A 13,697-nucleotide genomic window follows, 5' to 3' on the forward strand; every position below is an offset into this window, starting at 1 on the left:
GATAGGGCCAGTCCGGTCAAGCTAAGCATCGAACTTTTCGATCTTATGCCACGGTATTCAACGAGCGCACTGGCGCCAACCTGCTGATACAATCGTTTCACGAGAAATTTCCTACTTATCCAGGAGCACAACGTGCCCGTCGTCTTCGTCGCCGCCTCCAAACTCCCGACCCCCTTTGCGATTTTCACCATGCATGGCTTCCTCGACGAAGCCACTGGCCGTGAGCATGTGGTGCTCAGCCTGGGTGACATCGCCGACGGCGAGCCGGTGCTGGGGCGTCTGCACTCCGAGTGCCTGACTGGCGATGCCCTGTTCAGCCAGCGGTGCGACTGTGGCTCGCAGCTGGAAGCCGCTCTGCAGGCCATCGCCCATGAAGGCCGAGGCGTGCTGCTGTACCTGCGCCAGGAAGGCCGTGGCATCGGCCTGTTGAACAAGATCCGCGCCTACGAACTGCAAGACGGCGGCGCCGACACCGTCGAAGCCAACGAACGCCTGGGCTTCGCCGCCGACCAGCGCGACTACGCCATGTGCCTGCCGATGCTCGAGCACCTGGGCGTGAAGTCGCTGCGCCTGATGACCAACAACCCGCGCAAGGTCAAGGCGCTCACCGACATGAACATCAAGGTCGCCGAGCGTGTGCCGCTGCACACCGGCCACAACCCGCACAACCGCTATTACCTGGCGACCAAGGCCGGCAAGCTCGGCCACATGCTGGGCAACGAACACCAGGGCGAGGCGCCCCAGGCGTGACCCGTGGCGAGGTGAAGCGGCGCCTGGCGCTGGCCTGGTGGCAGTACCTGGCGGTCGGGCTGGTGCCGCTGCCGGTGATGGCCTGGGCCTTCGGTGGCGGCGAGGCACTGATCCCGGTACTGGCCATGCCGCTGTTCATCGCCGGCGCGGCGAGCATGTTCCTCAGCCTGCCGCGTTTTGGCGCCTACAAGCGCGACTTGATCGCCACCTCCAAAGTGCTCGGCAGCGCCGATGAACCGGCTGCCTGGATCGAGCTGGCGCGTGTGCGGCGCATCGCCATGCTGTACGCCTGCTTCCCCGCCTGGGTCGCCGCGCTGTCGGTGCTGGTCGGCCTCGAAGCCGTGCCGCAGGTCTTGCTGGCGCTGTCCACTGTCGTGCTGTTCTATCTCTACCGCATCCCGCGTCAGCTGGGTTGATGCGCGTCCTGTTCTGGCTGCTGGCATGGCTGGCCTGCAGCGCCCAGGCGGATGAACCGCTGCGGGTCATCAGCCTTGCACCTTCCATGACCGAGATCATGCTCGAACTGCAGGCCGACGACCTGTTGGTGGGGGTGCTGGACGGTGGCGAGCGACCGGCCGCATTGGCCGAGCTGCCCTCGGTGGGCCGCCAGGGGCAACTGAACATGGAGCGCCTGCTCAGTCTCAAGCCGGACTTGCTGCTGCTATGGCCCGACAGCGTGGCCCCGGCCCAGCGTGACCAGCTCACGCGGCTTGGCATCGCCACCTACAGCGCCGAACCCCATGACCTGGACCAGTTGCTCGCGCAGATCGAGGCAATCGCCGTCCGGGTCGGACGCGCCGAACAAGGTCGACGCCATGTAGCGGTGCTGGGCGAGCGCCTGCGGCAACTGCGCGAGCAGTACCGGCGGGCGGAGCCGCTGCGGGTGTTCTATCAGGTCTGGGACCGGCCGCTCTATACCTTGGGTGGCGGCCAGGTGGTCAGCGATGCCCTGGCGGTGTGCGGTGCGCGCAACATTTTTGCCGATCTCAGCCAGCCGGCGCCGCAGGTCAATGTCGAGACGGTGTTGTTGCGTGACCCGCAAGTGATCCTGGCGGGTGACCAGGCTCAGCTGGCCAGCTGGAAGGCCTGGCCGCGCTTGAGCGCCGTGGCGGGTGACCGCTTGCTGGTGGTGCCGGATAAAGGGCTGGAGCGTCCCAGCGGGCAGATGATCGAAGCCACCGCCCGGCTGTGCGCACTGCTGGCAGCTAGAGCGCCGGCATCCAGGTGACGCTCAGCAGCGCCGTGCGGCCTTCCTCGCGGTAATCGTAGTTGTTGCCGTTGTAGCTGTACTGGGCCCGGCTATAGTCTTTGTCCAGCAGGTTATCCAGCTTCAATTCCAGCTTCAGCTCATCGGTTGCCGCCCAGCTGCCGCGCAAGCCGAACAGGCCATAGCCGCCGATGCGGTTGCGATTGGCCTCGTCGTCGTAGCTGCCGCTGACTGCCTGCCAGCTGGCGCCGACAGCGAAACGCTCGAACTGACGGTCCAGGTCCAGGCTCAGGGTGCGACGGGTACGGCGGGCGAGGGTATGGCCGCTGTCGCGGTCGCGTGGGTCGATCAAGGCCAGGCCAAGCTGGCTGCGCCATTGGCCCCATTGCTGGTCCAGCGCCATCTCGAAGCCGTTGATGCGTGCCGAGGCGACGTTGCGGGGGATCGAACCCTCACCGAAGATGATCGCGTCACGCAGGTCGGTGCGGTACAGCGACGTCTCCAGGCGGCTGTCCGTCGTCAGCTGGCTGCGCCACTGCAGCTCATAGCTCTTCGACCGTTCCGGTTGCAGGTTGGGGTTGCTGTACTGCGGGTAGTAGAGGTCGTTGAAGGTGGGCGCGCGGAAGCCTTCGCTATAGGACAGCAGCACATCGTTATGTGGGTCGAGCGGCACGGTGAGGCTGCCGCTCCAGGTGGTCTGGCCGCCGAATTGCTGGTTCTGGTCGCGGCGCACACCGACCTCGGTGGAAAACTGCTCGCCGCTGAAGCGATGCTGGATGAATGCGGCGCGGTTCCAGCGGCTGTCCTCGGTAAAGTCGGTGCTGGCGTGTACGCGGTCCTGGTACCAGTCACCGCCAATCAGCAGGTTGTGTCGATCGGCCAGGGCGAGGTCGTTCTGCCAGGTGACCTGATCGCGGTAGGTGTTGAAGACGAAGCGCTCGTCGCTCAGCTTGTCGCGCTTGTCGTCGCGGTTTTCACTGTGGCCGAGCTCCAGACGCGAGTGCCAGAGGTCGTTGAGCTGGGCATCGAAGTAGGTACCCAGGCTGCTGACTTCGAAATCGGTGTAGGGCTTTTGCCCAAGGCTTTCGAAAGTGGCGGGGTCGAAGCGCCCGAAGGGGTTGTCGTATTCGCTGCGACCCTTGCTGTCGAGCAGGTTGAACCCTGCCTCGAAGCGTTCGTCGAAGGTGTGGCTCACGCTCAGGTTCAGCGACTTGTCGCGATAGGCGTCGTGGTCGCTGTCGCTGGCAAACGACGGGCCGGTCGAGTCGATGCCGGCGGTTTCATCGAGGCTTGCGCCCAGGTTGAAACGGGTCGAGTCGTCGCCGCCGGAAAGGCCCAGGCTGCGCTGGAGCGTCTGGTTGCTGCCGGCTGCCATGCGCAGGCGTGGCTGCAGGCCAGGGCCGCTGCTGCGGCGCGTGAAGATCTGGATGACCCCGCCGATGGCATCGCTGCCATAAACCGCCGAGCGCGAGCCCCGCAGCACTTCGACGCGCTCGATCTGGTCGACGTCGAGAAACTGCAGGCCGCTGTCGCCGGAGGTGGCATTGGCGATGCGCACGCCGTCGACCAGCACCAGGCTCTGGGCGGCCTTGGTGCCACGGATGAAGATACCTGGCAGGCTGCCGCGGCCACCGGTGGGTGCGACCTGTACGCCCGGCACGCGGGTCAGCAGGTCGGTGACGCTGCTGGGCTGCAGGCGGTCGATGTCGCTGCGGGTAAACACGGTGTTGGCGGCGCTGGTGGCGGTGCGCGACTCGACCTGACGGTTGGCGCTGATCAGGATGTCGGGGAGTTTCAGTGCGTCGTCGCGTTCAGCGGCCAGCAGCGGGATGGGCAGGCAGAGCAGGGTGGTAAAGGTCGAGATCTTCATCGAAGCTTCCAGAAGCAATCGCCGGCCAGCCGGCTCCCACAAGTTCCAAGGCTTGCCCTGTACCTGTGGGAGCCGGCTTGCCGGCGATAGGGCCCTACAGGCCCAGCTTGTCCAGCCGGGCTCTGACCGAAGCCTCGATCCCGGCAGCATCCAGCCCGCACTCGGCCAGCATCTGCGCAGGCTTTGCATGCTCGACATAGATGTCCGGCAGCCCCAGGTGCAGCAGCGGCTTGACCACTGCCTGGCTGGCCAGGAACTCGCTCACGGCGGCGCCAGCACCACCCATGATGGCGTTTTCTTCGATGGTCACCAGCAGCTCGTGGCTGCCTGCCAGCTCCAGCACCAGGGCCTCGTCCAGCGGTTTGACGAAGCGCATGTCGACCACGGTTGCGTTGATCTGCTCGGCCACTTGCAGCGCCTCGGCCAACTGCACGCCGAATACCAGCAGGGCGACTTTTTCGCCTTGGCGCCGGACCACGGCCTTGCCGATTTCCAGCGGCTCCAGGTCGCCGCTGATCGGCGCGTTCGGGCCGGTACCGCGCGGGTAGCGCACGGCCGCCGGGCCGTTGAACAGGTGGCCGGTGCTGAGCATCTTGCGCAGTTCGTTTTCGTCGCTCGGCGTCATCACCAGCATGCCGGGGATGCACCGCAGGTACGACAGGTCGTAGCTGCCGGCGTGGGTCGGGCCATCCTCGCCGACCAGGCCTGCACGGTCGATGGCGAACAGCACGTCGAGGTTCTGCACTGCCACGTCATGGATCAGCTGGTCATAGGCGCGCTGCAGGAAGGTCGAGTAGATCGCCACCACCGGCTTGCTGCCTTCGCAGGCCATGCCCGCGGCGAGGGTGACGGCGTGCTGCTCGGCGATCGCCACGTCGAAGTAGCGCTCGGGGTAGCGTTCGCTGAAGTCGACCAGGTCGGAGCCTTCCTTCATCGCCGGGGTGATGCCCACCAGGCGATTGTCGGCGGCGGCCATGTCGCACAGCCATTGGCCGAATACTGCGGAGTACTTCGGCCCGCTGGGCTTCTTCGGCGTGGCCGGCTTGTCGGCAGGTTCGAGCTTGGTGATGGCGTGGTAGCCGATCGGGTCGATCTCGGCCGGGGCGAAGCCCTTGCCCTTCTTGGTCACCACGTGCAGGAACTGCGGGCCCTTGAGGTCACGCATATTGCGCAGGGTGGCGATCATGGTCGGCAGGTCGTGACCATCGATCGGGCCGATGTAGTTCCAGCCCAGCTCTTCGAACAGGGTGCCGGGGGCCAGCATGCCCTTGGCGTATTCCTCGGTGCGGCGGGCGATTTCCCAGGCACCCGGCAGGCGCGACAGCACTTTCTTGCTGCCTTCGCGCATGCTCGAGTAGGTGCGGCTGGAGAGGATCTTGGCCAGGTAGTTGGACAAACCGCCGACGTTGCGCGAAATCGACATGTCGTTGTCGTTGAGGATCACCAGCATGTCGGCGTCGACTTCCTGGGCATGGTTCAACGCCTCGAAGGCCATGCCGGCAGTGAGCGCGCCGTCACCGATCACCGCGATCGACTTACGCGCGCTGTTCTGCAGGCGGGCCGCGATGGCCATGCCCAGGGCGGCGCTGATCGAGGTGCTGGAGTGGCCAACGCCAAAGGTGTCGTACTCGCTTTCGCTACGGCGCGGGAAGGCGGCGATGCCGTCCTTCTGGCGCAGGGTCAGCATGCGGTTGCGCCGGCCGGTAAGGATCTTGTGCGGGTAGGCCTGGTGGCCGACGTCCCACACCAGACGGTCGTCCGGGGTGTCGAACACGTAATGCAGGGCGATCGTCAGCTCGATGACGCCCAGGCCGGCGCCGAAATGCCCACCGGTCTGAGCAACGGTATAGAGCAACTCCTGGCGCAATTCGTCGGCCAGGGTCTCCAGGTCGGCTTCGGCCAGCCGGCGCAGGCCGGCGGGCGTGTCAGCGCGGTCGAGCAACGGCGTGACCGGGCGTTCGCGGGGGATCTCTTGAAACGTCGTGGGCATCAGGCGAGTCGTTATGGATGTTTAAGACGCGGCAGTTTACCCCATTGTGGGAAATACTGCCCATTCAGACAGGCGTGGAACGGGGCCGCAAAGCGGCCCCAATCAATGGCGCCGCTCGACGATATAGCGTGCCAACGCCCGCAGCGGCTCGGCGTTTTCGCCAAACCCTTCGAGTGCGACCAGCGCCTGGTCGCGCAGTTCGATGGCATAGCGCTTGGCCGCCTCCAGCCCGAGCAGCGCCGGGTAGGTCGGTTTGTCGCGGGCGACATCAGCGCCCTGGCGCTTGCCGAGGGTGGCGGTGTCGCTTTCCACGTCGAGGATATCGTCCTGCACCTGGAACGCCAGGCCGATGGCCTGGGCATAGGCCTGCAGGGCATCGAGCTGGGCCTGTTCGGCGCGGCCGCTGGCCAGGGCGCCCAGGCGCACACTGGCTTCGATCAGTGCGCCGGTCTTGTGCCGGTGCATGTATTCCAGCGCCTGCTGGTCCAGTTTCAGGCCCACCGAACCCAGGTCGATGGCCTGGCCACCGACCATGCCGGCGGGACCTGCGGCCTTGGCCAGGGCCTGGACCATGGCCAGGCGGATGGCGTCGGACTGCGGGCTCAGGCGCGGGTCGAGCAGGGCGCTGAAGGCCAGGCTCTGCAGGCCGTCACCGGCGAGGATCGCGCAGGCCTCGTCGAAGGCTTTGTGGGTGGTCGGCTGACCACGGCGCAGGTCATCGTCGTCCATTGCCGGCAGGTCGTCATGCACCAGTGAATAGGCATGGATCAGCTCCACCGCGCAGGCCGCGCCGTTGGCGTGTTCGGCCGGTGCGCCCAGGGCTTCGCAGGCCGCAAAGGCCAGCAGCGGGCGCACGCGTTTGCCGCCATTCATCACGCTGTAGCGCATGGCGGCGTACAACCGCTCCAGCTCTTTGGCGGGTGCGACGAACAGGGGTTCGAGCGCTGCATCGACACGCGCCTGACAGTTGGCCTGGTAAGCGCCGATCATGCTTCTGGCTCCGCATCGAAGGGCTGCGCGGCGAGCTCGCCGTCACGCTCCAGGAGGATCTGCACTTTCTGTTCGGCCTGGGCCAGCGCGCCTTGGCAATCGCGGGTCAGGGCAATGCCTTGCTCGAAGGCGGCCAGCGAGTCTTCCAGCGACAATTCACCGTTCTCCAGGCGCTCGACCAGGGCTTGCAGGTCGGCGAGGGATTGCTCGAAATCGATGGAGGCTTTTTTGCGGGCCATGGCGATGGGTCTCGGTGGCTGGTCAGAACGGCGCGACACTAGCAGAGCGGGGCGGGGGGAGCAAACTTGAGTGGTGAGGGGTGGGGCATCGCGTGAGTTTTATGGTGTCGTTGAAATCGAGCGCCGCCCGCGCGGCGCTCGATTTCCGCGGCGCCATCACTACCAAGCCAAGCGCCAGGCAGCCATCAGACCAAAGCTGCTTCCCGCGCCACCATCGCCTCACGATAGCGCGCCAGCTCTTCGATGGTCAGCACCGGCAGGTTGTACTGCCGCGCGTACACCGCCACCTGCTCGCCCCGGGCCATGCTGCCATCCGGGTTCATCAGTTCGCACAGCACCGCCGCCGGCCGCAGCCCGGCCAGGCGTGCCAGGTCCACCGAACCTTCGGTATGGCCGCGCCGGGTCAGTACCCCGCCATCGCGCGCGCGCAGCGGGAAGACATGACCCGGGCTGACGATCTGGCGGTGTTCGGCAGTCGAGCGCAGCGCTGCTTCGATGGTGGTGATGCGGTCCTGGGCCGATACGCCCGTGGTCACACCTTCGGCGGCTTCGATGCTGACCGTGAAGCCGGTGCCATGCCGGGCCTGGTTGTTCTGCACCATCGGCGCCAGCTGCAGGGCGTCGACGGTGGCTTCGTCCAGGCACAGGCAGACGATGCCGCTGCAGTCGCGGATCATCATCGCCATGCTCTGCAGCGAGAGGTTCTCGGCAGCGGCAACAATGTCCGCTTCGTCCTCGCGGTCGTCATCGTCGAGCAGCAGCACGGGGCGGCCGGCCTGGAAGGCGGTGATGGCGGCGGACACATTGGGGAATTGCGAGTGGTACTGGTGTGGTCCAGGCCCATCTCGACACCCTGGCCCAGGCCCTGGAGAACCTGCTGCGCAACGCCATCCGCCATTCACCCGAGGGTGGTCGGGTCTGCCTGGCAGCCGGCCGACATTGTTGCTGATGCGCGGGGGTGAGGAACCGTCGAATCCACGCGCACCGGTGAAAGGGGATGTGGAAAGGCCGGCGCGGGAGTTGGCGGCGGATCTGGCCAAGGTGCCGGGGTTGCAGGTGTGCTTCGAGCGGTTCGAGGGATTGGGACATGGGCCGATGTTGCCGGCTTCGTTGAAGAAGGTGGTTGAAGATTTGTCCCGGTAACGCTGCATCCATTGCATCACACTGAAGAGGCGAGAAGAGCATTGGCGATGCTGACTTCAAAAGCCACGCCCAGCTTACGTCCAAATTCCTATCCGACTTCGAACCTGATCCGCTCAAGGAAATTCTCGGAGAGTCGGAAAAAAGCACAGGACTGCTAAAAGCTGTCTCTCACCTGACGCGTTCAAAAACCAAAACCGATGCCTACGACCGCTTTGATTCTCTGTGGAAGTCTTTCAACGCCCTCTATCGAGTCATCTCCAAAAAAACCAGTGACCATGAGTGCCAACGGGAAACCCGAGCCTTCATCATTGGCCATACCAGCGCTTCGGAATCCTCTGTCAAACTCGTAAAAAGCCCGCTCATGGCGAACGACTTGACAGAATCATTGGCCTGAGCAACAAAGAGGTCGCTGAAGTCAAGTGGCTAAGCAACCTCCTGGAATCTCAGATCATTGACCTCGTGTTGCCAGCGGGGTGGCGCCGTGCTGTATGCTTGGCCGGTCTTCAGGGCGGGGTGAAAGTCCCCACCGGCGCACGCTCCCAGTCACTTTCGAAACAGCTGTCCTGGCACAGCGCTTCCCACACCGATAGCACCAGCACCGGTTCGGTCGGAAGCTGCGGTTGTTCGGTGTCCATCCAGGCCAGGTCGAGGGTGTCTTCCAGCAGCTTCTGCATGTCGTCCACTTCTCGGTCCAGACGCTCGCGCAGCTGCGCCGGGGGCAAGTCGCTGTCGTGGGCGATGCGCAGGCGTGCCAAGGGTGTGCGCAGTTCATGTGACAGCGTGCGCAGCAACAGGCGTTGCTGCTCCAGGCTCTGGCGCAGGCGGCTGGCCATGTGCTCGAAGGCCTGGGCCAGTTCGCCCAGTTCGTCGCGGCGCTTTTGCAGCGCCAGACCGGGGCTCTGCAGGTCGTCGGCGCGCAGCGCATCGGCACGGTCGCGCAGGCGGTTCAGCGGTGCCACCAGGTGGCGATAGAGGGCCAGCCCCATCAACAGGGCAAGCAGCGCGGGGGCGACGCCGTGGGTGATGACATGAGTCCATGGCGTGAGACCGGTGGGCAACAGGCGCTCGGGCAGTTGGATGACCAGACGACCGTCCTGCGGGTGTTCAGGGAAGGCGATGCTGACGTAGGGCAATTCGTCCTGCAGGCGCCGACTCATGGGCCAGTCAAGCTTGCGCATGAAGGTCAGGCGAGCGGATTCCTCGGCGCTCAGCGGTGTGCTGCCCAGGCTATCCAGGCGCGGGCCGACCAGCGCCACCCAGGTATCCTCGGCACGTTCGAGCTGACGACGATAGGCTTCGGCGCCTGTGGCGCCGCCGCTGCGCCAGGCCTCTTCGGCCTGTTGTGCGTAGCGGGCGAGATAGTCCTGGTCGTCGGGGGACAGGAAGTAGGTGCTGCGCTCCACTGACAGCCCCCAGGTCCAGATCAGCCAGGTGAGTAGCAGGCAGAAGCCTACCTGCAGCAGTGCCAGCTTCCACAGCAGTGGGTGACGACGCATCAGCTGTCTTCCGTGTTCACCAGGATGTAGCCCTGGCCGCGCACTGCCTGGATCTGCAGGTGCTGGGCGCCGATGTCGGCGAGCTTGCGGCGAAGGTTGCAGACATGCACATCGAGGCCGCGGTCCAGACGGGTGTAGGCCCGGTGCAGCACAGTCTGGTAGAGGAATGCCTTGCTCAATGCCTCGTGTGGATGCGCATGCAACGTGGCCAACAAGCGGAATTCGGAGCCAGTGAGGCCGGCGCCCTGGCCTTGATAGTGGGCGTCCTGGCGGTCGTGATCGAGGGTCACCGAGCCTTGCTTGCCTGGCGTTGCGGGCAGACGATCCAGGGCAACCCGGCGTAGCAGCGCATCGACGCGGGCATTCAGTTCGGCCAGGCTGAAAGGCTTTGGCAGGTAATCATCGGCGCCCCGGGTAAAGCCACTGATGCGGTCCTGCTCGGCGCCCAGCGCCGACATCAGCATCACCGGCACCGCCTGTTGCCGGCGCAGCTCGTCGAGCAGGCTGAGGCCGTCGATGCCGGGCAGCATGATGTCCAGCAACACCAGGTCGAAGCGATCCTGCTGCAGGGCGCTCAGCGCCTGGGTGCCGGAGGCGCAGGCGTGGACGAGGAAACCGCGGTTGCTGAAGTGCCGTTGCAGGTCCTGGCGCAGGCGCTGGTCGTCTTCGGCGAGGAGAAGCGTGGTGGGCACGGCGGGAGCCTTGGATGAGAATTCGTATCAATTGCGAATCATCCCACTGGCGTCGCTTGTGGGCAAGCCCGCCCCGGCTGTGTTTCTTGCGGGCATTAAAAAGCCGGCTTGTGGCCGGCTTCTCGGGGACGGCTCCGGCTAATTTATGGTAAGCCGCAACCGCCTTAACTGTGTGGCCAACAAGGGCCTGAAAGAGATGGCGCGCGTTCGTATGGAACGTTGCCGAGCCCTCTGATCGCGGCTTGTGCCGGCAGGGGCTGAATGTGCGGCGTAGCATACAGAGGCTTGTGCAGGATGCCCAGCAAAAAATGGCACAGGGTGTTTCAACCGGGGCGTCGCTTGCGAAAATGCGACCAGTGGAACACCCAGCCGAGGATTTCCAGGTGTTGGTCTCGGCGCTGGGCGCGGGTGTAGCGCTCCACGGGGTGGTTGTGCCGGTCACTGCTGTGCAGGCACAAGGTGCCATTGTGGCCGTGGCTGAGGCTGTTCACCCTGAGCACACCGTTATGCAGCAGGGCGTAGGTTTCCCCGTCGACCACGTTGGTCTGGCTCAGGTCGATGGCGAGGATCGCGTCACGGGGGATCCAGGCCGTCATCCTGGTGGCTGGCATTGCCAGGCTGACGGCATTGCCGGGTGCGATGCCGAGCGCCTTGAGCGCTTGCGCGGGCAGGCGCAGGCAGTGTCCGTCAACGGCGACGAGACGGCCTTCGCGCACTTCGTGAAAGGGCACTTGCAGCATTCTGCCATCGTGTTTCGACAGCGACCGAGTCGGTACCGGCTCGACGCTGGAGGCATCGAGCCGCAGGATCGAGCTGGGATGCTTGGGGCCCTCGCCGCAGCGTAGCCAACGCCTGTGCACGCAGAACAGGTCGGCTATTTCATCGAGGCGAGCGAGTGGAATGCCGCGCCGGAACCAGTTGTTGACGTGCTGCGGCGTGACACGACGCTGCGCCGCGAAGTCGGAAGGGGTCAGGCCGCATTCATGGAGCAGGGCTTTGAGGCGTTCACCGGAAGTTTTCATGTAGCCGAGTCTAACGGCCATCTATCGGTAGGGAAATGAACCTGATGTTGACGGAAAATGTGCGAAAGCGGTGGTTTTGTAGGACGTTGGAGTAGGACGCTGTAAGACTTTTTACCGCTCGAATGGCGCCCACAAAAAACCCCGCCGAAGCGGGGCTTTTCATTGCGATCGCGATCAGCCTTTGTAGGCAGCGACCGACTTGGTGATCGCGGCGCGGGCGGCGTCGGCGCCTTCCCAGCCTTCGATCTTGACCCACTTGCCCTTTTCGAGATCCTTGTAGTTCGCGAAGAAGTGCTCGATCTGCTGGATCAGCAGGGCCGGCAGGTCGGTGTATTCCTTCACGTCGACGTACAGCTGCGACAGTTTGTCGTGCGGTACGGCGATGACCTTGGCGTCGCCGCCGCCGTCGTCGGTCATGTTCAGCACGCCAACCGGACGGGCGCGGATGACCGAACCAGGGGCGACTGGGTACGGGGTCACTACCAGCACGTCCAGCGGATCACCGTCGTCGGCCAGGGTGTTGGGGATGAAGCCGTAGTTGGCCGGGTAGAACATCGGGGTGGCCATGAAGCGGTCGACGAACAGGGTGTCGCTGTCCTTGTCGATTTCGTACTTGATCGGCGCATGATTGGCCGGGATCTCGATGGCGACGTAGATGTCGTTCGGCAGGTCTTTGCCAGCCGGAATCTTGCTGTAGCTCATTGGGCAGTGCCCCCGTGTTTGATCAAAAAAGTGGCGGCGATTATAGGCACATTCCGTCAGGCCATGCCACGCCCGACCAGATGCGCGGGCGCATCAGGCGTGGCTTTCGCGGTAGTCAGGGTGTTCGGCCTGCAACTGCGCGAGGCGCGCCAGCGGGTCCTGGCGATAGAACAGCGACAGCTGCTGGTACACCTGTGGATAAGCCTGCTGCAGCAGGTCGGGTGCAGTGAAGAAATACTCGCTGGCGACAGCGAAGAACTCTGCCGGGTTTTCCGCCGCGTAAGGGTCGATGGCGGTGTGCGCGTCGGGGTCGGCATCCAGCTGGCGGTTGAGGTCGTCATAGGCCTGCTGCATGGCGTTGGCCCAGTCCTCGACGTGCATGCCGTTGTGCAAGGGCGGCAGGCCGTTGGCATCGCCGTTGAGCATGTCGAGCTTGTGCGCCAGTTCGTGGATCACCAGGTTGTAGGCTTCCCAGCCGCCGCTGGCCAGTACTCCGGCCCAGGCCATGATCACCGGGCCCTGTTGCCAGGCTTCGCCACTGTGTTCGGCGTCCCAGGCATGCTCCACGCCGCTGGCATCGCGGTGGCGCTGGGGGCTCTTGAAGTCGTCGGGGTAAAGGATGATCTCGTGAAAGCCCTGGTACCAGTTCAGCTCGCCCAGATGCAGCAGTGGCAGCTGAGCCTGGGCGGCGAGGAACAGGCGCTGCTCGTCGTCCAGGTCGACGCCCGGCAGGGTCGTCAGGTGCTTGTCGAGCAGAAACAGGATGCACGCCTCACGCAGCCAACGGTCCTCGGCATCGCTGATGCCATCGAGCATGGGCAGGCGTTCGCGAACAGCCTGCCATTGCCGCGGTTCGATGGGGTAGCGCGCCAGGGTACGCTTGCGCCGCCAGGCGCTGAACGACCACATGCGTGCTGTCAGTGGGCCTTGGCCGCGCGGCTCAGGCGGCCACGCAGCAAGCCCAGGATCATCGGGAACAGCGACAGGAAGATGATGCCCACCACCATCAGCGACAGGTGCTGCTTGATGAACGGCACGTTGCCGAAGAAGTAACCCAGGGTCACCAGGCCTCCGACCCACAGTATGGAACCGGCGACGCTGAAGCCCAGGAACCGAGGGTAGTGCATGTGGGCAATGCCGGCGACGAACGGTGCGAAGGTGCGCAGGATTGGCAGGAAGCGCGCCAGGGTGACGGTCTTGCCGCCGTGACGGTCATAGAATTCGTGGGTGCGCTGCAAGTAGTCGCGGCGGAAGATCTTCGAGTTCGGATTGTTGAACAGCCGCTCCCCCGCCGTTCGCCCGATCACGTAGTTGGTGCTGTCGCCCATGATCGCCGCGGCCATCAGCAAACCTGCCAGCAACACCGGATCCATGCCGCCACCTGCAGCCACTGCACCGGCGATGAACAGCAGCGAATCGCCGGGCAGGAACGGCATCACCACCAGGCCGGTTTCGCAGAAGATGACGGTGAACAGAATGGCGTAGATCCAGGGGCCGTAATTGGTGACCAGCAGATCGAGATAGGCATCGAGATGCAGGATAAGGTCCAGCGGGTTGAAATCCATGTACAGCACCTGTGTTCTTGACCCGCAGCTA

The 13,697-nt window shown here is 64.7% G+C and carries 14 protein-coding genes and 3 pseudogenes; 5 read left to right on the forward strand and 12 right to left on the reverse strand.

Going from position 1 to position 13,697, the window contains the following annotated elements:
- The first annotated feature begins 132 nt into the window (after window positions 1-132).
- From ribA to PPL01S_RS13560, 3 genes are read left to right on the forward strand one after another with little or no spacing between them, the layout of a single operon-like run.
- The gene (gene ribA / locus PPL01S_RS13550) at window positions 133-750 is read left to right on the forward strand and encodes a GTP cyclohydrolase II (protein WP_016393434.1); all 618 of its coding nucleotides are present in this window, start codon (window positions 133-135) and stop codon (window positions 748-750) included.
- Entirely contained in the window at window positions 747-1,166 is a 420-nt protein-coding gene (locus PPL01S_RS13555) for a hypothetical protein (RefSeq protein ID WP_016393435.1), read from the forward strand. Before ribA ends, PPL01S_RS13555 begins: the two co-directional genes overlap by 4 nt.
- Window positions 1,166-1,978 (forward strand): cobalamin-binding protein, encoded by an 813-nt coding sequence (locus tag PPL01S_RS13560; protein ID WP_016393436.1) that lies wholly within the window; start codon window positions 1,166-1,168, stop codon window positions 1,976-1,978. The genes PPL01S_RS13555 and PPL01S_RS13560 overlap by 1 nt, the downstream gene beginning before the upstream one ends.
- On the opposite strand, the gene PPL01S_RS13565 is transcribed toward PPL01S_RS13560, so the two are convergent.
- From PPL01S_RS13565 to ribB, 5 genes are all read right to left on the reverse strand, one after another.
- On the reverse strand, window positions 1,956-3,827 hold the full coding sequence (locus PPL01S_RS13565) for a TonB-dependent receptor domain-containing protein (RefSeq protein WP_016393437.1): 1,872 nt from the start codon (window positions 3,825-3,827) through the stop codon (window positions 1,956-1,958). The genes PPL01S_RS13560 and PPL01S_RS13565 overlap by 23 nt on opposite strands.
- Before the next feature lie 94 nt (window positions 3,828-3,921).
- Entirely contained in the window at window positions 3,922-5,817 is a 1,896-nt protein-coding gene (gene dxs, locus PPL01S_RS13570) for a 1-deoxy-D-xylulose-5-phosphate synthase (protein WP_016393438.1), read from the reverse strand.
- Window positions 5,818-5,919: 102 nt separating this feature from the next.
- Window positions 5,920-6,807: a (2E,6E)-farnesyl diphosphate synthase gene (ispA, locus tag PPL01S_RS13575; RefSeq protein WP_016393439.1), complete on the reverse strand. Its 888-nt coding sequence runs from the start codon at window positions 6,805-6,807 to the stop codon at window positions 5,920-5,922.
- Window positions 6,804-7,046 (reverse strand): exodeoxyribonuclease VII small subunit, encoded by a 243-nt coding sequence (locus PPL01S_RS13580; RefSeq protein ID WP_008092375.1) that lies wholly within the window; start codon window positions 7,044-7,046, stop codon window positions 6,804-6,806. Before PPL01S_RS13580 ends, ispA begins: the two co-directional genes overlap by 4 nt.
- 185 nt (window positions 7,047-7,231) lie before the next feature.
- Window positions 7,232-7,849 carry a 3,4-dihydroxy-2-butanone-4-phosphate synthase gene (gene ribB / locus PPL01S_RS13585; RefSeq protein ID WP_016393440.1) on the reverse strand — a complete coding sequence of 206 codons (618 nt, stop codon included), beginning with the start codon at window positions 7,847-7,849 and terminating at the stop codon, window positions 7,232-7,234.
- Between the two features lie 29 nt (window positions 7,850-7,878).
- Between ribB and PPL01S_RS25350 the strand changes: the two are divergent.
- A pseudogene (locus tag PPL01S_RS25350) lies at window positions 7,879-7,983 on the forward strand (hypothetical protein); the annotation flags it as partial.
- Window positions 7,965-8,189, forward strand: a pseudogene (locus PPL01S_RS25690) (alpha/beta hydrolase); the annotation flags it as partial. The pseudogenes PPL01S_RS25350 and PPL01S_RS25690, both read left to right, overlap by 19 nt.
- A 181-nt stretch (window positions 8,190-8,370) precedes the next feature.
- Here PPL01S_RS25690 and PPL01S_RS25695 read toward each other — a convergent pair.
- From PPL01S_RS25695 to PPL01S_RS13615, 7 genes and pseudogenes are all read right to left on the reverse strand, one after another.
- Window positions 8,371-8,505, reverse strand: coding sequence for a hypothetical protein (locus PPL01S_RS25695; RefSeq protein ID WP_255212389.1), 135 nt, complete (start codon window positions 8,503-8,505; stop codon window positions 8,371-8,373).
- Window positions 8,506-8,719: 214 nt separating this feature from the next.
- Window positions 8,720-9,685: pseudogene (locus PPL01S_RS13590) on the reverse strand (histidine kinase sensor domain-containing protein); the annotation flags it as partial.
- Window positions 9,685-10,377 carry a response regulator transcription factor gene (locus tag PPL01S_RS13595; RefSeq protein ID WP_016393444.1) on the reverse strand — a complete coding sequence of 231 codons (693 nt, stop codon included), beginning with the start codon at window positions 10,375-10,377 and terminating at the stop codon, window positions 9,685-9,687. The pseudogene PPL01S_RS13590 and the gene PPL01S_RS13595, both read right to left, overlap by 1 nt.
- 323 nt (window positions 10,378-10,700) lie before the next feature.
- A complete protein-coding gene (locus tag PPL01S_RS13600; protein ID WP_016393445.1) occupies window positions 10,701-11,399 on the reverse strand; it encodes an XRE family transcriptional regulator in 699 nt (232 codons plus the stop codon).
- 174 nt (window positions 11,400-11,573) lie between these two features.
- Window positions 11,574-12,101, reverse strand: a complete 528-nt coding sequence (gene ppa, locus PPL01S_RS13605) for an inorganic diphosphatase (RefSeq protein WP_003255365.1) — start codon at window positions 12,099-12,101, stop codon at window positions 11,574-11,576.
- Between the two features lie 93 nt (window positions 12,102-12,194).
- Window positions 12,195-13,010: a M90 family metallopeptidase gene (locus PPL01S_RS13610; RefSeq protein ID WP_016393446.1), complete on the reverse strand. Its 816-nt coding sequence runs from the start codon at window positions 13,008-13,010 to the stop codon at window positions 12,195-12,197.
- 8 nt (window positions 13,011-13,018) lie between these two features.
- Window positions 13,019-13,666: a DedA family protein gene (locus PPL01S_RS13615; protein WP_016393447.1), complete on the reverse strand. Its 648-nt coding sequence runs from the start codon at window positions 13,664-13,666 to the stop codon at window positions 13,019-13,021.
- Window positions 13,667-13,697 lie beyond the last annotated feature (31 nt).

The sequence above is a fragment of the Pseudomonas plecoglossicida NBRC 103162 = DSM 15088 genome (assembly GCF_000730665.1).
Classification (GTDB): domain Bacteria; phylum Pseudomonadota; class Gammaproteobacteria; order Pseudomonadales; family Pseudomonadaceae; genus Aquipseudomonas; species Aquipseudomonas plecoglossicida.